Source organism: Bacillus sp. 7884-1, from assembly GCF_002272245.1.
GTDB lineage: Bacteria > Bacillota > Bacilli > Bacillales > Cytobacillaceae > Neobacillus.
The window spans coordinates 53791-71749 of record NZ_NPDD01000129.1 but is presented as its reverse complement, the minus strand read 5'-3'; the positions used below and the strand labels follow the sequence as shown (position 1 = coordinate 71749).

The following is a 17959-nucleotide window of genomic DNA, read 5'->3' as shown; positions in this document are numbered from 1 at the left end:
CCTGCATAAAAAGGGAACAAAGTGTCCAAGGGTGTCCAAGGGGACGGTTCTTATGGTTCGAATGAGGACCATAAGAACCGTCCCCACGGCTCACCGATTATGCAAGTCGTTTGGATGTGCGCCTTTACGTCGATTGCGATTAAGTTTATTTATTTGGTCCATTTCATTCGCGGACAGTTCGAAATCAAATACGTTAATGTTTTCTTTGATTCTTGATGGTGTTACTGATTTCGGAATGACGATGGTGTTGTTTTGTAAATGCCAGCGCAACACCACTTGTGCTGAGGTTTTGCTATGTGATGCAGCAAACGTTTGAATGACTTCGTCCTGCAGCACCTCTCCTCCCTGGTCTAGCGGGCTCCACGCTTCTACAAAGATATTATGTTTTGCACAAAACTCTTTTAACTCATTTTGAGCAAGGTATGGGTGACATTCAACCTGATTTAATACCGGCACGACTTCACATTCTTTTAAAATGCGCTCTAAGTGTTCAATTTCAAAGTTACAAACCCCAATTGCCTTCACTCGGCCATCATGATAAAGCTTTTCTAGAGCCTTATAGGTATCAACATATTGATCAAAGTTAGGGGTTGGCCAGTGAATCAAATATAAATCAACATAATCCAGTCCCAATCTGTCCAAGCTTTCATCAAAGGCACGTAAGGTTTTGTCAAAGCCTTGGTCAGCATTCCAAACTTTGGTTGTAATAAATAACTCCTCGCGAGGAACGGAAGATTCAGCAATCGCCCTCCCCACGCCCTTTTCATTTTTATAAATCATCGCCGTATCAATAGAGGTGTAACCAACTTTTAATGCTATCTCTACTGCCTCTGTCGCTTGGTCATCCGGAACCTGCCAAACACCAAATCCTAGCTGTGGCATTTTCACGCCATTATTTAAAGTGACAAAATTCATGTTACATTCTCCTTTTACAATCCATATGTATTTACCAGTCAAGTCGTAATCGTATCATACCTGTTAATTTATGCTCCATTCTTAGGCTTTCTATTCATCATACATCTTTCTCTTAACCATGAAATGATTTTGAAAAATAGGGAGAGAATACATATGTTGGATTGATGACTACTAACTCATTAAACATAGGGAGTGTACAGATGATCTCTTTAAAAGGAAAAAACGCGATGATTACGGGAGCAGGAAGAGGAATTGGCCGAGCTACGGCCATTGCTTTAGCCAAAGAAGGCGTTAATCTTGGCTTAATTGGCTTAAATATGTCCAATCCTGGAAAAAGTGGCAGATGAACTAGCACCATATGATGTCAGTGTATCTGCAGCCGCCGCCGATGTAGCGGATTTAACGTCCGTTCAACATGCTGTAGAGCATATACAATCAGACCTAGAGTCTATTGATATTTTAATTAACAACGCAGGGATTGCTAAATTTGGCGGCTTTTTAGAGTTATCGCCTGAAGAGTGGGAAAACATTATCCGCGTAAACGTAATGGGTGTCTACAATGTTACAAGAGCGGTCTTGCCTGGGATGATCGAACGGAAATCCGGTGATATCATCAATATTTCTTCTTCAGCAGGGCAAAAAGGAGCCCCAGTTACAAGTGCATATAGTGCATCCAAATTCGCGGTCCTCGGGCTGACAGAATCGCTCATGCTAGAAGTAAGAAAAACAATATCCGTGTAACAGCATTAACACCAAGTACAGTAGCAACGGACCTAGCCTATGATACAAATCTAATCACTGGAGATCCAGAAAAAGTAATGCACCCAGAAGATCTAGCCGACCTTATCGTCTCTGGATTAAAGCTCCACCCAAGAGTTGTCCTAAAAACAGCCGGACTTTGGTCAACGAATCCATAACCGAGGGACCATAGAGGGACCATAGGGACGGTTCTCATGGTTTTTTATATGTTTAGTACAAGACCACAAGAACCGTCCCCTCGGTCTTTCCAAGAACCGTCCCCACAGTCTTTCCACGGTCTTTTAAGCCGCTACATCTCTACGTGTAAATAGAAGCCAGGAAATCAAATTGAACACGAGGAAATAGACAACGAGCACGACGATGGAAAAGGACAATGTCATTCCCTCTTGGAAAGGATGCCCGTTCAGATACTGGGTAAGATCGGTGTTGGCGAACAACAGATACTTACTCCAATCAAACCGCTGCAGTGCCTCCAGAACAATGTTACCCGCAAACAAGGCGCCGATGGAAAACCCGATTGCCATCGCGCTGCTTCGGAAGGCGGACGAAATCATAAAGGCCATGGTTACGTACATAACCGTGGATACACCGCCCAGCATATACGTTTTCCACAGATTGAGGACCATATTTCTTTCGACGATTTGCCCTTCCGCAGTCATGCTGATCAACGGTAGATCCATGTTACCAAAGCCGTATAAGATTCCGTTGACCGCGACAGATATGACAAACAGCGTGAGTAACAACAGCATGCTGAACAATAGAAAAGAGATATACTTGGAGACCAGGATCTTGACCCTGCTAGCCGGCCGGATGAGCAGCAGCTTGATCGTGCCAGATGAAAATTCACCTGCTAGACTGTCTCCTGCAATGATGATGGTGAAAATTGTAATCACGATCATCATGCCTGCCGAACCGTTCACGCCATCCCACATTGTGCCATCCGTTGAACGAATATTCTGCTCCAAGTGATAATCGTTAATGGCAATCCGCTCCTGGTAGAACGTTCGATCATCTTCACCCAGCTTGGGCTGCTTCAGAATTTCGCTATATTGCTGATTCTCCTGCTGCAGTGCTGACCGCCAGCCTTCGCCTTCCGCCTTTTTTCCATCGGAATGCCATTCAATGAAATTGACAAAAAGCACAAAAGCGGCCATAAGTCCGACCAGGATCCATGTTCGCACCCGTCGGTAAATCTTCATATTTTCATTGAGTACTAGATTAACCAATTTGTCTTCCCCCCGTAATTTCCAAGAATCGTTCTTCCAGAGTCTGGTTAATAATCTGGACGCCGTAGATACGAATACGGTTCTCCATTAGCCCGACTAGAATTTCCGGGATGCATTCCCTCTCGGTGGAAACCTCGACGAGCCCATCCTGAATTAGTTTGACTTCTACGACCCCATCCATCTTTCTTATGGTCACCAACGCCTGTTCCGGCGGCTGTGCTTGGATATGATACGTTTGAATTTGATCGTTCCCACGAGTAAATCCCTGAATCGGCATTACCTCGACCAGCTTGCCGCGTTGGAGGATAGCGACCCGGTCACACATGAGTTCCATCTCAGACAACAGATGGCTAGAGACGACAACGCTGATTCCTTCCGTACGGGTCAAATGCCGCAAATAATCGCGCAATTCGCGAATCCCCGCAGGGTCAAGACCGTTCGTCGGTTCGTCGAGAATGAGCAGAGATGGCCGGTGCAGCAGTGCTTGGGCGACTCCCAAACGCTGGCGCATGCCGAGCGAATACTTTTTAACTTTGTCATGGATACGGTTTTCTAGCTTGACCAGTGACACCACTTCGTCAATCCGTTCCTTGGTTACCCCCGGCACCATACGAGCGTAATGAACAAGATTCTGGTACCCGCTCAGATATTTGTACATTTCCGGACTTTCTACAATGGCGCCGACATGGCGGATCGCTTGCTCGAATTCGGTTTTGATATTTTTCCCCTTAATCAGTATCTGACCCTTGGTGATTGACATCAGCCCAACGATCATGCGGATAGTAGTGGTTTTTCCAGCCCCATTTGGACCAAGGAAGCCGAAGATTTCACCTTGTGGTACATCAAACGTAAGATTATCGATAATGGTAGTCCGACCAATTACTTTGGTCACATTACTCAAGCTGATGATAGGTTCGTTACTCATACACGTACTCCTTTTTAATGGATTTAATCATTTCGTCTTTTATTACTTATTCGAATTTAACACAAATTTTATCGTTTATCAATAAAATATTATTGAAATTAATTACATTATTATTGTTTGTATGATGTATTAAGCATCAAAACCTATTCCCCAACGTCCGTCAAAAAGGCATTTTTGCTTTAAAAACATGATACCCATGAAATCTTAAAAAACATTCTATGAAAATCTTAAGATTTCCTTAGTATTAAAAAAGACAAAAAAAAAACCGCTGCCAAATAGATTTGACAACGGCCTTTCTGACCATAGGGACGGTTCTCTCGTCCTTTTAATATAGGTAGTGCAGACCAAAAGAACCGTCCCTACGGTCCCCCCACGGTCCCATCACCATGAAACAACAATCCACTCCTCTTGCTTTTCGATTGAATAATCATCGCCAAATTCTTGTGGACCTAGCACTTGAACACTTTCTCCTGTTTGAGCCACTTGTTTGATACCTTCGATAACTTTTTCTGAAGACTCGCCTTTATCTACCATCAAATCACAAAGAATATCGATGTGGTTTGGCGTTGCACTCGCAACCCCAGTACTCATACCGACGAGCACCTCTTCATCTTTCACAATGGCAAAAACATCAGAATACGGAATAGCATAAAGGCTTGCCCCATATTTCACCGCAACGTTTATCCAATCCTGAAACTTTTCTTCTTTCATCAAATTAATATATTTCGTATCTCCGATCATAATAGAATCCTCGGCAGGTGTTTCTTCTTTTTCCTCCACTAAGGGTTCCGTAGGTTCCTTTGATAGGGTTTGAATTTCATTTTCCCCTTCCTCTACCGTCTGAGAAGAAAGTAAACTTTGCGTTTCAACATTGCTATTATTTTCACTGTTTATCAGTTGAATATCTTGATTGCTCTCCATCATTTCATTCTCAGTTATCAATTGGGTTGGTTCTAAGGTCATTGTTTCTGGAGATAATTCATCGGTAGTATCTACCTTTCTCTGAGAAACATCTTCAGAAGAACATGCAGCCATTAACATTAAAAAAGTGATCAAAATTAAACCTTGCCTCATCTTTTTATTCCCCCCCAAAAATTCTCACTATCTATTAAACGTTTTAAAATTGGAAATGTTCCCTATTTTCTTAAAAATAGTCCTAAAGTTACAATACGCAAATTTCAACCATTCCAACAAGACTATCTACTATATAATAGAGTAGAGATGCACGTTAAACACGTTAAAAAAGGATATTTCTAATTTCTATTTTAAATACCCGCTTCTACATTGAATGAAACCACGGTTTTAGTAGAAATTCCGGCAGTAGTTTTAATTGGGAAGTTTGTATTTCTATTAAAAAATGGTGAAACAGAGGAGTTTGGTCCATTTACCTGCTCAAAATATAATCTAGAAAACTCCTTACATATTAAAGAACTTTTAGCTGACAAAAATATTTCAAACACTACCGATCAATTATTAGCGAAAGAATGGGACTTTATAGAAGTGGACATGGAATTTGAAGAAGAGGCAAATCCTGAAGTTATTTATTCTGTGTTTCAATACACCCCAGAAACAAATGAGTACTATAATGTCTAGTATGATTGAATAAATCCAGTTATGGAATGTTTTTACTTTCAGAATAATCCAATAAATGGTACTATTAAATCATAAATATAAACCTATAGTCACAACGTCACTGTTCTATAGTGACTATACAATGGCTGAACCACCGGTTTAATCATTCAAAGGGAGTGTTTTATTTGAATTTAAAATCCATCCTTTGTTTCTTTCGCAGACGACATAAGTACAGTTATTACACCAGTAAATGCATCAGATGTGGAAGAAGTAGTAAATCTATGTAAAAAGAGCCTCGGGGCTCTTTTTTTCCGTCTTTTCAAGCAGACTTCGACATTACTCCACCATCTTTCCTTCCAATCAATCGATTGATTAATAGTGTTAAAAGCCCTTTTAAAAAAAGAACTCTTCAAGGTTTTCAAGAAAATTTATAGTCGAGGATTGGCACGGTTATATCCCACGATTTTACAAAGACTGTCAAAATAAAGGCTCTTTTATAATCCTCGAGAGGTTCCAACAGAAATTGATTTAATTAAACGTTTGATTAGAACTGGAAAATAGCCCACTAAATCAAACTTTTTCTCTTAAAAGTGGGAAAAAGGAAGTCGAAATGTGAAAGGTAATTCTTGCGATTTATATGATCTAGCCGAGAAGAACACTAGTATTATACTGAATACTAATTTCTCGATTAATTCGGAAAGGAAAGGGTAAAATTAACTTGAGGTGAAAAAAAATGAAAGTTACCATTACCATAGACGCAAAGCAGCAGCTTATAAATGTACTTGGTGAAGAGCCAACCATTAAGATTGATGAAATCCGAACTACTGGCTGAGGGGCCACGTATATGTACGAACTTGCTCAGGTTGAGCAAATAAATAATGAAGAGATATTTAAAGTCGAAGCCATTACCATTCTAATTGACCCATTGGTGATTAACCATCTAGATGGAGATATCGTAATCGACCATAAAAAAAACTATGGATTTATTCTTAAAAATAATTATGAGATCTTAACTTTTGGAATGAAATTAAATATGAAATCCTAATGACAGAAAAGCCATTGTTTTCAACTGAAACAGTGGCTTTTTTTCGTTCAATGGGGACGGTTCTTCCGTTCAATGGGGACGGTTCTCCTGGCTTTTATGTTTTAACGAGGTCCACAAGAACCGTCCCCATGGTCACCCATGGCATGGTCTTACAAATTGATTGCACCGTAAATGAGGGAACCAAATACGACTATTCCGGGGTGGACTTTTACTTTTTCCATTAGTAAATAACTGCCGATTCCTAGAAATAGAATGTGTCCGATTCCGATTTGGAAGTATGATTCATAGAATGATTGAAAGGTCATCACTCCTAGAAGTACCGCAATGGTGGGTTTGACGTAAAGCGTCATCCGTTTGACTTGCGGAGATTTCCTAAACTTATAGAGAAGACCCATTAGAGTAAGCATCAGTATCAGAGACGGAGCGACTGTTGCTAATACTGCCAGCATTGAACCAAAGTAGCCTCCTACTTGAAATCCGATGTAGCCTGCCATCTTTGTTGCAATCGGACCGGGCAAGGCATTTCCCATTGCCAAAGCTTCATTAAATTCTTGTGTTGTTAACCATTGATAGTGTTCTACTACTTCTTTTTGAATGAGAGGAATGGTGGCTGGTCCTCCGCCATACCCTAAAATATTCGCAAAGAAAAAGGCCCAAAAGATATGCAAGTAAATGATCATACTGATAGTCCCTTCTCTTTGTCCCTTTTCACAGTGATTTTGGTTGGTTTTACTAAGGCAAATACTAAAAGAGCTCCTATTACAAAGCCGGGGTGAATACCGAAGTATTCAATTAGTACTAATGCGACAAGGATGTGCACGGTGGTAAAAAACCACTTGAGTCCTTTAATAGCACTCTGGATGAATTCCCACGTTAAGACTCCAAGCATCACGGCTACTACCGGTACAACTGCCTTTGTCATACCTTGAACCCATTTCAAATCTTTAAACTCAATTAAGGTGCTAAGTAATATAATCATGAAAAAGATCGTAGGTAAAATGGTGGCAAAGATGGCGTTGATCATGCCAGGTACGCCACCAATGCGAAATCCAATATAGCCTGCCATCTTTGTTGCAATCGGGCCAGGCAATGTATTCGCAATGGCTAACACATCGCCAAATTCCTCATTGTTCATCCATTTAAACCGTTCTACTACCTCTTTTTGGACGAGAGGTATCGTTGTAGGTCCCCCGCCATATCCAAGCATACTGCTTCGAAAAAATGCGATAAAAATGTCTCGTTGTTTCATAGAATCAATCCCTTACTGTGGATTACCAACTGGCAATGGCCCCATCTGTCCGTGATTCTGTGCCCCCCATCAGTACACCTGTTTCAGGATTTCGCCATATAATTTGTCCGCGGCCAAACGAACCTGAGTCTACCATCACTTTAATGTCATGTCCTTTTTGCACCAATTCTTCTGCGATGTGGAATGGGAAGGTTTTTTCTACCTCTACTGTTTTATCATTCTTCCATTGCCATCTTGGTGCATCTAAAGCTGCTTGGGGATTTAAGTGAAAATCGATGGTATTCATAATGACTTGAACATGACCTTGTGGCTGCATGTATCCTCCCATTACACCGAAAGGTCCAACAGGTTGATTACCCTTCGTTAAAAATCCCGGAATAATCGTATGGTACGTTTTCTTGCCACCCTTAAGGCAGTTGTAATGCGTTGGGTCAAGGCTGAAATCATGTCCTCGGTTTTGTAAGCCAATTCCCGTTCCTGGCACTACAATCCCAGAACCAAAGCCCATGTAATTACTTTGGATAAAGGATACCATGTTGCCCTCTCCGTCAGCTGTTGCAAGGTACACGGTTCCTCCGCGCGGTGGTACACCTGGAGCAGGCGTGGATGCTTCACTTCCAATCAGTGCTTGGCGCTGCTGGCCATACGAAATACTTAATAGCTCTTCTGCACTTACCCCCATATGGTTAGGGTCTGTAATATATTGCTTGCCGCATGTAAAAGCAAGCTTCATGGCTTCGATTTGTTTGTGGTATGTGTCTGTTGCTTCTTTTGCTGTAAAATCAAAGCCTTTTAGTATGTTCAGAGCCATAAGAGCTACAATACCCTGCCCGTTTGGCGGGATTTCCCAAACATCATAGCCGCGATAGTTTACCTTAATAGGATCTACCCACTCAGGTTGAAAGGCGGCTAAATCATCTTTTGTTAAATAGCCTCCGTTAGCCTTGGAAGCTGCTGCTATTTTTTCTGCAATGGCCCCTTTGTAAAAGCTTTCTCCGTTTGTCCTTGCGATTTCTTCCAGTGTGTCAGCATGGTCAAGTGAGGACCATGTTTCTCCGACTTCAGGTGCTCGTCCCTTTGGTGCAAAGGTCTCAAACCATGCTTCGAACTCTTCCCCTGTACATTGCTGCTTGTATTGTTCGAATGCCCTTTTCCAAAAGCGTCCTAGTGTAGGTGAAACAGGAAAGCCGTTTGCTGCATATTCAATGGCTGGCTTCATCACCTCTAGCAGCGGTAGACGGCCGAAACGTTTTGATAATTCTACCCAAGCTGCCGGAGCACCAGGTACAGTTACAGGGAGCCAGCCGTACTTTGGAATCCTTTCGTGTCCATCTTGTTTTACTTTTTCGATGGAGATCTTCATCGGTGCCGGACCACTTGAATTTAGTCCGTGTAATTGTCCTTTTGTCCAAACAAGCGCAAAAGCGTCTCCCCCAATTCCGTTGGAGGTAGGCTCTACTACGGTCAAACAAGCAGCGGTTGCAATCGCTGCATCAATTGCATTTCCGCCTTGTTTCAAAATATCTAACCCTGCTTGTGCAGCCAAGGGCTGAGACGTAGCGACCATTCCATTCTTGGCATATACTACATTTCGTTGTGATGGATAAGGATAATGTCCAGCATCAAAATTCATGTTTTGTTACCTCCTTTAGTCTCTAGCAATTGGATGATTTATCCGATCATTTCTTCTTTGCTTTCTTTTACCTTCCCCTCCGTAAAGAGATGACAGGAAACCTGATGTCCGCTATCAATGGCTTTTAGAATGGGAATTTTCGTTTTACAGCTTTCATTTGCGACCGGGCAACGAGGATGGAATGTACATCCTGACGGCGGGTTAGCCGGACTTGGCAAATCTCCCTGAAGAATGACCCGCTCCCGCTTGGCTTTCGGATTCGCAATGGGCACAGCCGATAATAAAGCTCGCGTATATGGATGGCTTGGGTTAGTGAAGAGCTGCTTTTTATCGGCAATCTCCACCACACGCCCCAAATACATCACGGCAATACGATCACATAAGTGCCTGACAACGGATAGATCGTGAGAAATGAAGATCAGCGTAAGATTAAACTCCTTCTTCAAATCCTTTAATAGATTCAAAACCTGCGATTGGATGGAAACATCAAGAGCAGAAACCGGTTCATCCGCAATAATTACCTTCGGCTTAAGGATGAGAGCTCGCGCGATCCCAATCCGCTGGCGCTGACCACCGGAGAAGTCATGGGGATGACGGTCTAAGTGCTCTTTTCTCAGCCCTACCACTTCGATAATTTCCTCCACTCTTTTCATCCGTTCCCCACGGGATGATCCAATCCCATGCACTTTCAGGGGCTCAAGCAGAATCTGCCTAATCGTTTTGCGCGGGTTGAGAGAAGCATAGGGATCCTGAAAGACCATTTGAATATCCTTGCGCATCTGCCGCATTTCTTCCTTGGACAGTTTCGCCAGATCCTTGCCATTGAACAACACTTCTCCAGCAGAGGGATTCAATAAACGCAAAATCGTACGTCCCGTGGTCGATTTTCCACAGCCTGATTCTCCCACTATTCCTAAGGTCTCACCTGGCATCACGCTAAAATCCACCCCGTCAACAGCTTGGACGTGACCGGTTACTTTATTGAAAAAACCCGTCTTAATAGGAAAGTATTTTTTTAACCCTTTGATCTCTAAAATAGGCTTGTTTTCGCTCATGATGCATCCTCCTTCGTAACAAGCCAGCAGCGGCATTTATGTTGGCTTTCGATTTCCATCAGCTCTGGAGCATGTTGATGACAAATCTCCTTCGCCCAGCTGCATCGAGGAGCAAACCGGCATCCTTTCGGCATCTCATAGGGAAGCGGAACGGAGCCGGGAATCGTATTCAAATATTCCTTTTCATCCTCAAAGGATGGAATGGAATCAATCAGCCCCATCGTATAGGGATGCTTCGGATTTTCAAACAAAGTCTGTACATCTGTCTCTTCAACAACTTGGCCGGCATACATGACGATTACGCGGTCACACATTTCGGCTACAACCCCTAAATCGTGCGTTATGAGCATGATGGAAGTTCCTGTTTTATCTTTTAAATCTCTCATTAAATCCAAAATTTGCGCCTGAATGGTTACATCAAGGGCCGTGGTTGGTTCATCCGCAATGATTAATTTGGGATCACACGCCATCGCCATAGCAATCATTACGCGCTGACGCATGCCGCCTGACAGCTGATGGGGATATTCACCATAAATCTCTTGTGCTCTCGGCATCCCAACTGCATTTAGCATCTTAATCGCTCTTTCCTTGGCCTCTTGCTTGGAAATGTTCATATGGAGAATAACAGCTTCTTCGATTTGCCTTCCTACCGTATGCAATGGATTAAGGGATGTCATCGGTTCCTGGAAGATCATCGCGATATCATTTCCCCGAACCTGCTGCATCTGCTTCTCCGGAAGGGATATCAGCTCCTTCCCCTGGAAGGTTATACTTCCTTCATTGCTGGCATTGGACGGCAGAAGCCTCATAACCGAAAGGCTAGTCACACTTTTTCCGCATCCAGATTCCCCAACGACGCCAAGCGTCTCACCAGGCTTAATGGAGAAATCTACACCATCAACAACACTAACGGTACCGTAATCTGTTTTAAACTTTGTTTTCAGATTTTTGACCTCCAAGATAGCACTCATGTTCACATCTCCTTTCCATTATTTTCGGATTCTTGGATCCAAGGTTTGCTGTAATCCATCACCTAGCAGATTAAATCCGAGAACAACCAAGAAAATGGCCATACCAGGAAAAATAGTTGCATAAGGAGACACATTCATTAATGTTTGGGCCTGGTTCAGCATACTTCCCCATGATGGGGTCGGCGGCTGCACCCCTAGTCCTAAATAGGATAAGGAGGCTTCTGCAAGAATTCCTGCTGCCATAGCCAGAGTAGATTGAATAATAATTGGATTAAGTGCATTAGGCAGGATATGACTGAAAATAATGCGAAGATCTTTCACGCCTGTCGCTTTGGCCGCAAGAATATATTCCATATTACGAAGCTGCAACACCTGTCCTCGTGTAATCCGGATAAAAGCGGGGGCAAACCCTATTCCAATGGCGATCATGGCATTTCCAAATCCATTTCCTAACACGGCGGCAATCGCCAGCGCCAGGATAAGAAAAGGGAAAGCCTGCATGGCATCAACAGATCGCATGACCACCCATTCATCCCAGAATCCGCCAAAGTAACCAGAAAGAAGTCCAATGGGAACTCCAATGAGGATGGCAATCCCTACCGATAATAAAGCCGCTTTAATTGAAATTTGTGCTCCGTAAACGACACGGGAGTAAATATCCCGTCCTAAATCATCCGTTCCAAAAAGATGCTCTCCGCCTGGGGGCAATAGAATAGCATTATAATCTTGGGCGTTCGGATCAAAAGGTGCCAATTGTTGAGCAAAAATGGCCATCACAACCATTGTTAAAATAATAAGGGCACCTAAAACCCCTAATCCTGTTCGCAAAAACTTTTTGAACGTCTTCATCACGATACCCCCTTCTCCGCCTTGATTCTTGGATCAATGACAGCATAAAGAAGATCCACGATCAGATTTACAAAGACAACCAATACGGCAGATACCAGGATCGCTCCCTGGACGGTTACATAATCCCGTTTAAAAACGGACTCTACAATGAGTCGGCCAAAGCCGGGAATGGAGAAAATCGATTCGGTTATAACCAATCCGCCAAGAAGTCCGGCAATCATCAAGCCGGAGGTAGTCACAACCGGGATCATGGCATTACGGAGAACATGTCCTAAAATGGTCTTCACTTCATTTAGCCCTTTGGCTTTAGCTGTACGGACAAAATCCATATTGACGACCTCAAGCAAAGATGAGCGAAGCATTCTCATAAGCACCGCCGACTCACGAAGACCTGTGGCCAAACAAGGTAAGATCATGGCCATCAAATTCTGGACTGGATTTTCTGAAAACGGAACATACCCCGAGGCCGGAAGCCAGCCTAACTCTACTGAAAAATAAATAATTGCCATCATAGCCAGCCAAAAGCTTGGGATACTCATCCCGCCCAAAGCAATAAATGTACTGGTATAGTCGATAACTGTTCCTCTTCTAACGGCTGCAAGGATACCGGCAGGAAAAGCAATCAATAATGCGACCACAAAGGTACCAATCGTTAATTCAACCGTAGCGGGCAATCGTTGGAAGATTAGTTCGGTGACAGGCACCCGATCCGTGATCGATAATCCCAGATCTCCTGTCACAACATTCCCAACCCAGGTAACGTACTGAACAACAATAGGCTTATCCAATCCTAATTCTGCACGAAGTGATTCATAGGCTTCTGGTGTCGCTTCTTGACCAAGAATGACCCGGGCTGGATCACCCGGGATCATATGGATCAAAGAAAATGTCAGAATCGACACTAGGAAGAGAATCGGAATGGTTAACAGCAAACGCCTTACTAAGAATTTCATATCCTTCTCCTCCTCAAAAGTTATTTCAAGATGATCTTATTGCTTGTCTAATTTTTGTGTATGGATGATGCCGTCTGGTATATATTCAAAACCAGTAACCTTCTTAGATACACCAAAACGGTTGAAATCATGGTAAATATACACGTACTCAGATTCATCATGGACAATTTCCATCGCCTGATCATAGAGTCCTTTACGTTTCGCCGGATCCAATTCAGTTCGAGCTTTCTTAGCGAGCTTGTCCAATTCCGGGTTTGAAACAGCTGCATAGTTGTTTGGCTGATCGGTTACGACGAAATCGAAGAAGCTTTGGTCTGGGTCGGGACGTCCTGACCATCCGAGCTGAAGAGCTTGGAATTTATGATTAGCCCCATTTTCCAACATCGTACCAAACTCCACCTTTTCTAGTTCTACCTGGATACCATAGGTCTTTAACATGCTTTGAATAACAGCCCCGAACTGTTCATTGACAGGAGAGGTGCCGATTTGTAATTTAAAGCTGAATCCATCTGGCTTACCGCCCTTGTCCAGCAGATCCTTAATTTCCTGTTTATCCGGCTTGCTCACTTTATCCGAGTCTCCATGTGCCAGATTACCTGGTCCGAACGGAGAGTTTGCAGGTGCTCCATAGCCGTCTAGTACTACCTTGATGAAAGCTTCACGGTCGACCGCCTTATTTACAGCTTGACGAAGGTATTTGTTGGTGAATGGCTCTTGTTTGGTGTTCAGGTAGAACCCTTGGTAAGCCATTCCGGATTCAGCAACCACTTTTCCAACAGGATTGTTTTCTAATCCCTTAATTTCTTTAGTCGGAACATCATCGATGAAATCAAGTTGACCCGATTTTAAGTTTTGAACCGCTGCTGTGCCATTCGTAAACACCTTGTAATTTAATTCATCAATTTTGACTTCACCATTCCAATAGTTTTCATTCTTTTTCAAGGTAACATGGTCGCCCTTAACATGCTCCACGAAAGCATAGGCACCTGTTCCGACAGGATGGTTCAAGTAATCCTCGCCATATTTCTTCACCGCATCAGGAGATACCATCATCCCTGATCGATCGGTAAGGATGGAAATAAAAGGAGAGAATGGTTCGGACAGTTCAATCTTCACCGTTTGCGGATCTACTACCTCTACTTTTTGAACAAAACTCATTTCATTCTTACGACGAGAATTATCTTCTCTATTACGCTCGATGTTGAATTTTACAACGTCAGCATTAAATTCAGTACCATCATGAAAGGTAATCCCTGTCTTTAATTTCAAGGTATACACCTTTCCATCCGGAGAAACCTCATAGGATTCGACTAAGACAGGTACAATATTTCCATCCTTGTCCAGGTCAAAGAGTTTATCATAGATGCTGTTTTGAACCTGGCGATCTACTAAAGCATTGGATTGGCTGGGATCTAAGCTTGGCGGATCCGCTTTAAGACCGATATTAATCACTTTTTTGTCACCAGGTACTGAAGCTTGTGGCTTTTGTTCAGATTTACCACTCGTTGCAGATTCATTCCCGCCATTGCATCCCGTCAATGCCAGCATCGTACCGATTATGGCTGTAGCAAAAGTAAACCGAGCCTTTTTACTAAACATACTTTCAACCCCCATTTTGATTGATCTAATTTTTAAAAATAAAACTGAAAAATAATTATTTTCAGAAATTTTAATTCAAAAAAATAGCACACTACCTACTCAGCCATCCGAAGAAGGTGAAATTAGTTGTCCATTTTTCTCCCGGTCCTGTTCTTCTTTCTCCCATTTTTCATGTAGCTTTTCATATCGAATGGCTACGTCACACAAATGTTCCCTCATCATTTGTCTCGCCCGTTCTACATGATGGTCTTTGATCGCCTGATAAATGTTCTTGTGGAATTGAAACGTAGTTACTTTATCAGAAATCAAAACCATTTCTCTTTTGGCGGAGGTAAGTAAATCATTAATAGATTCATAGACTTTCATCAAGACCTGATTTCTTGTTGCATGGACGATGGCCTGGTGAAATCTTTGGTCCGCTTCCAAAATAGGTAAATTGAATTGGATCGCTCTCTTCATCATTTCCAGAGATTGCTCCATTTGAACAAAGTCCTCTTCTGTAGCAACTTCCGCTGCCTTCCCGCAAATTTCAACCTCAAGCATCAAACGAAACTCCATGATTTCTCTGGAACTTTTCGGATCAAGCAGCGCGGACACGACATGCGAGTGAACCATGCCGCTAATATCCGTTTTTTTGACAAATACCCCAATTCCCATGCGCTTCTCTAAAATCTGCATATCGACCAGGCTATTTAAAGCTTCTCTTACGGATGACCGTCCTACCTTCAATGTTTCCATGAGCTCTCGTTCCGAATGCAGTTTATCACCTACCTTAAATGTTCCCTTTTTAATTTCCTCCAGGACATATTCAGTTACAATACTACTTACTTTTTTCGACATGCTCAGCACCCCATTCGTTTTTTCTAATCTTATGCGTCTTCCTTTTCTTATGCGTCTTACATGTCTCACCTGTCTGATGGGTTGGTTTTATTTTATCGAATATTTTGAATTATTGTAAATATTACTATAATACTAAATTTTTAGAATACTATCCTAGGCTAAATTTCACAGGAATTGTTCTAATGGTTCAAATAGAGAGTCATCCTATTACATTACTTTGCACAAAAAGAAGCATAACGAAGCTTCCCAGCCTTCATTAATGCTTCCCCTGTTGATAATTATTTCTATTCTTTAAGCTCTGCCTTTTTAAAATTGAACCCATGCTAGGCACACATGTAAAGAAGATGAGCATATACTCATCTTCTTTCTTTTTTATTGGAATTGGTAGAATTGAATATTACTACAATAAATTAAGCATTTTTCACAATTAAATCTTCTGTTTTAATGGAATTTCCAGCTTCTTTCTTCACTGACTTTCTAAAGATTAAAGTCATTAAGATCGCAATAATACCTGCACATGCACAAAAGATAAAGTAGGCATTATATCCACTGTTATCACCGAATGATTTAAACAACACAATATTTACGATAGGCATGATAATATCTGGTGTATAGCCTATAAAGGATATGACACCTATTGCGAGGCCGAGTATCTTTTCATCAATCTTACAGTCACCAAGTAACGACCAGTAAAGACCTCTAACGGTATAAATCATTAATCCAATTAATACGACTAGGACATTAAAGTACATGTGAGGCATCGTAATGGGTAAGACTGATATAGCAATTAAAAAAATGGCAGATAACCCAAGGGCCGTCATTAAAATACTACTCTTCCCAAACTTATCACCTAAAAATCCACCTAAAATCTCATCAACAGGTCTTCGTTTATGTTTTTCATTAATTATTTTTTTGTTAAGTATCCTTACTTCACCAACCATTAGCAACCTCATATCCTCTACAATATACTTAGCTAACTCTTCGTCAGTAATGTCATCTCCATCAATATCAAGTCGAAATTCCTGCCCTTGTATTCCACCGCCATTAGTAAACTCGATTTCAAAGTCGAATTGAACTCTTTTATCCATTTTGAGGCCACCTTAAATTAGTTTTGGAGTGTTCTTTATATTCATATTTTCGTTGAGTGAAACAATTACCTTCATATGTCCTTTTCGCTTTTGGAATCATACTGGGAGATGCTGTTAGAAAAACACCTTTTACAGGTCATTTCTTCTTTATGGTGTAGGTGTAATAAATTTAGCACAGCAAATTCTTTTATTGCTCAATAATCTACCCTCTAGAACCTGATTCACTATCCTTAAGAGTAATGTATATACTATTCGTTAGATTTGAACTTTTTACTAAATCGATGTAAAAAAGGAGGGATTTCTTTAAATAATGGTTTAAATTGTTTAGAGGTTGTAACAAACATATCGATCGTTTCCATAAGCATTTCTAACTCTACGTTTTAAGAAGATTATCAATCTGATTTTGAGTGGTGTGAGTACTGGTCGCAGTTTCTTTTCTTTTTAAGCCAAAAAACAAATCATCGATCCGATTCGCTCTACTATCGAAAAATGGTTGCTCTTTATGTTTGGGCAATTCTTGTGAATTAATTTCGCCATCTTTTTAGTTCCTCGGTATTTACTTTTTGCAAACATTTTTCTAATTCTTTTAGATAAACTATGATTGTTTTTGTATCAGGGTACGGACAAATCTACACAATCATTATCTATTAATCTCCTCGGTCAACCCCCTCGTTCAATAAGGTATTACATATCTATACATGAAAGCCCTCTCATAAAACGAGATGGGCTTACTCTTTCTCAGTTATAAACCATCCTTCAGGTTTTTTTTCTATATTAAAAACATCTTCATCGAATTTTTTTCTAAGTGCTTTATATTCCTCATTTTCAATTTTAATCTGCGAAACTCTGATTTGTTTTAGTGTAATTTCGGGTTTCTGGACTTCAAATATCAAATCTTTAATTTTAAAAAAAGTTCTTTGTGGTTTCATTCTCACCACTTCCTTCCTTTAATATTTCTTACGAGAATTAGGCACCTTGGATCAGGCGCTCTCTTTTAAAAAAATTTGAATGAGCTGCATCTTCTTTAGTATTGCCATTTTACCTATGTTACAGAAGTTTATTTACATAGTAGTTTAAGTGAAAACCTATACAATCTCAACGGTATTCATACTCTTTTATATTAGGATTAAAAGCCCGTTTAACTCGAGAGGTGCTTTAAATATCACCGTTGCAGGGCGCACATAAAAAAACCACCATCCTTTCATAAGATTCTACAGAAAGAATAATAGATTCTTTTCCATGAACTTCACAACCTCTTTGAAAGAATATTAATATAGACC

General features: G+C 41.4%; 16 protein-coding genes and 2 pseudogenes. 3 read left to right on the top strand and 15 right to left on the bottom strand.

Annotated elements, in window-relative coordinates:
* Positions 1 to 90: 90 nt before the first annotated feature.
* Positions 91 to 915 carry an aldo/keto reductase gene (locus CHI06_RS15650; protein ID WP_095249559.1) on the bottom strand — a complete coding sequence of 275 codons (825 nt, stop codon included), beginning with the start codon at positions 913 to 915 and terminating at the stop codon, positions 91 to 93.
* A gap of 200 nt (positions 916 to 1115) precedes the next feature.
* Between CHI06_RS15650 and CHI06_RS15645 the strand changes: the two are divergent.
* Positions 1116 to 1832: pseudogene (locus tag CHI06_RS15645) on the top strand (3-ketoacyl-ACP reductase).
* A 123-nt stretch (positions 1833 to 1955) separates the two neighbouring features.
* On the opposite strand, the gene CHI06_RS15640 reads toward CHI06_RS15645, so the two are convergent.
* The 3 genes from CHI06_RS15640 to CHI06_RS15630 all read right to left on the bottom strand — a co-directional run bounded on the left by CHI06_RS15640 (position 1956) and on the right by CHI06_RS15630 (position 4899).
* Positions 1956 to 2900: an ABC transporter permease gene (locus CHI06_RS15640; RefSeq protein ID WP_095249558.1), complete on the bottom strand. Its 945-nt coding sequence runs from the start codon at positions 2898 to 2900 to the stop codon at positions 1956 to 1958.
* Positions 2893 to 3825, bottom strand: a complete 933-nt coding sequence (locus CHI06_RS15635) for an ABC transporter ATP-binding protein (RefSeq protein WP_095249557.1) — start codon at positions 3823 to 3825, stop codon at positions 2893 to 2895. The genes CHI06_RS15640 and CHI06_RS15635 overlap by 8 nt, the downstream gene beginning before the upstream one ends.
* Positions 3826 to 4206: 381 nt before the next feature.
* Complete coding sequence (locus tag CHI06_RS15630; RefSeq protein ID WP_095249556.1) at positions 4207 to 4899, bottom strand: hypothetical protein; 693 nt, start codon at positions 4897 to 4899, stop codon at positions 4207 to 4209.
* A 210-nt stretch (positions 4900 to 5109) separates the two neighbouring features.
* On the opposite strand from CHI06_RS15630, the gene CHI06_RS15625 reads away from it, so the two are divergent.
* Together CHI06_RS15625 and CHI06_RS15620 are read left to right on the top strand one after the other, a co-directional pair.
* On the top strand, positions 5110 to 5418 hold the full coding sequence (locus CHI06_RS15625; protein ID WP_095249555.1) for a hypothetical protein: 309 nt from the start codon (positions 5110 to 5112) through the stop codon (positions 5416 to 5418).
* Between the two features lie 823 nt (positions 5419 to 6241).
* On the top strand, positions 6242 to 6442 hold the full coding sequence (locus CHI06_RS15620) for a hypothetical protein (RefSeq protein WP_095249554.1): 201 nt from the start codon (positions 6242 to 6244) through the stop codon (positions 6440 to 6442).
* 149 nt (positions 6443 to 6591) lie between these two features.
* Here the strand turns inward: CHI06_RS15620 and CHI06_RS15615 are convergent, their stop codons facing one another.
* From CHI06_RS15615 to CHI06_RS15560, 11 genes and pseudogenes are all read right to left on the bottom strand, one after another.
* On the bottom strand, positions 6592 to 7119 hold the full coding sequence (locus tag CHI06_RS15615; protein ID WP_095249589.1) for a chromate transporter: 528 nt from the start codon (positions 7117 to 7119) through the stop codon (positions 6592 to 6594).
* The gene (locus tag CHI06_RS15610) at positions 7119 to 7691 is read right to left on the bottom strand and encodes a chromate transporter (protein ID WP_095249553.1); all 573 of its coding nucleotides are present in this window, start codon (positions 7689 to 7691) and stop codon (positions 7119 to 7121) included. The genes CHI06_RS15615 and CHI06_RS15610 overlap by 1 nt, the downstream gene beginning before the upstream one ends.
* Before the next feature lie 22 nt (positions 7692 to 7713).
* Positions 7714 to 9324, bottom strand: coding sequence for a gamma-glutamyltransferase (gene ggt, locus CHI06_RS15605; RefSeq protein ID WP_095249552.1), 1611 nt, complete (start codon positions 9322 to 9324; stop codon positions 7714 to 7716).
* 38 nt (positions 9325 to 9362) lie between these two features.
* Positions 9363 to 10379 (bottom strand): ABC transporter ATP-binding protein, encoded by a 1017-nt coding sequence (locus CHI06_RS15600; RefSeq protein WP_095249551.1) that lies wholly within the window; start codon positions 10377 to 10379, stop codon positions 9363 to 9365.
* Entirely contained in the window at positions 10376 to 11350 is a 975-nt protein-coding gene (locus CHI06_RS15595; RefSeq protein ID WP_095249550.1) for an ABC transporter ATP-binding protein, read from the bottom strand. The genes CHI06_RS15600 and CHI06_RS15595 overlap by 4 nt, the downstream gene beginning before the upstream one ends.
* 18 nt (positions 11351 to 11368) lie before the next feature.
* Positions 11369 to 12199 carry an ABC transporter permease gene (locus CHI06_RS15590; protein ID WP_095249549.1) on the bottom strand — a complete coding sequence of 277 codons (831 nt, stop codon included), beginning with the start codon at positions 12197 to 12199 and terminating at the stop codon, positions 11369 to 11371.
* On the bottom strand, positions 12199 to 13152 hold the full coding sequence (locus CHI06_RS15585; RefSeq protein WP_095249548.1) for an ABC transporter permease: 954 nt from the start codon (positions 13150 to 13152) through the stop codon (positions 12199 to 12201). Before CHI06_RS15585 ends, CHI06_RS15590 begins: the two co-directional genes overlap by 1 nt.
* Positions 13153 to 13188: 36 nt before the next feature.
* Positions 13189 to 14751 carry an ABC transporter substrate-binding protein gene (locus tag CHI06_RS15580; protein WP_095249547.1) on the bottom strand — a complete coding sequence of 521 codons (1563 nt, stop codon included), beginning with the start codon at positions 14749 to 14751 and terminating at the stop codon, positions 13189 to 13191.
* A gap of 99 nt (positions 14752 to 14850) precedes the next feature.
* Entirely contained in the window at positions 14851 to 15591 is a 741-nt protein-coding gene (locus CHI06_RS15575) for a FadR/GntR family transcriptional regulator (RefSeq protein ID WP_095249546.1), read from the bottom strand.
* Between the two features lie 869 nt (positions 15592 to 16460).
* Positions 16461 to 16679 (bottom strand): annotated as a pseudogene (locus tag CHI06_RS30935) (cyclase); the annotation flags it as partial.
* A gap of 728 nt (positions 16680 to 17407) precedes the next feature.
* Positions 17408 to 17608, bottom strand: coding sequence for a hypothetical protein (locus CHI06_RS15560; RefSeq protein WP_095249545.1), 201 nt, complete (start codon positions 17606 to 17608; stop codon positions 17408 to 17410).
* Positions 17609 to 17959: the final 351 nt, after the last annotated feature.

Bases quoted from the DNA above. Each gene is read 5' to 3' on its own strand.
- CHI06_RS15560 (WP_095249545.1), bottom strand. From the start codon at position 17,608: ATGAAACCACAAAGAACTTTTTTTAAAATTAAAGATTTGATATTTGAA.
- ggt (WP_095249552.1), bottom strand. From the start codon at position 9,324: ATGAATTTTGATGCTGGACATTATCCTTATCCATCACAACGAAATGTA.
- CHI06_RS15595 (WP_095249550.1), bottom strand. From the start codon at position 11,350: ATGAGTGCTATCTTGGAGGTCAAAAATCTGAAAACAAAGTTTAAAACA.
- CHI06_RS15590 (WP_095249549.1), bottom strand. From the start codon at position 12,199: ATGAAGACGTTCAAAAAGTTTTTGCGAACAGGATTAGGGGTTTTAGGT.
- CHI06_RS15575 (WP_095249546.1), bottom strand. From the start codon at position 15,591: ATGTCGAAAAAAGTAAGTAGTATTGTAACTGAATATGTCCTGGAGGAA.
- CHI06_RS15635 (WP_095249557.1), bottom strand. From the start codon at position 3,825: ATGAGTAACGAACCTATCATCAGCTTGAGTAATGTGACCAAAGTAATT.
- CHI06_RS15580 (WP_095249547.1), bottom strand. From the start codon at position 14,751: ATGTTTAGTAAAAAGGCTCGGTTTACTTTTGCTACAGCCATAATCGGT.
- CHI06_RS15610 (WP_095249553.1), bottom strand. From the start codon at position 7,691: ATGAAACAACGAGACATTTTTATCGCATTTTTTCGAAGCAGTATGCTT.
- CHI06_RS15620 (WP_095249554.1), top strand. From the start codon at position 6,242: ATGTACGAACTTGCTCAGGTTGAGCAAATAAATAATGAAGAGATATTT.
- CHI06_RS15585 (WP_095249548.1), bottom strand. From the start codon at position 13,152: ATGAAATTCTTAGTAAGGCGTTTGCTGTTAACCATTCCGATTCTCTTC.
- CHI06_RS15600 (WP_095249551.1), bottom strand. From the start codon at position 10,379: ATGAGCGAAAACAAGCCTATTTTAGAGATCAAAGGGTTAAAAAAATAC.
- CHI06_RS15630 (WP_095249556.1), bottom strand. From the start codon at position 4,899: ATGAGGCAAGGTTTAATTTTGATCACTTTTTTAATGTTAATGGCTGCA.
- CHI06_RS15650 (WP_095249559.1), bottom strand. From the start codon at position 915: ATGAATTTTGTCACTTTAAATAATGGCGTGAAAATGCCACAGCTAGGA.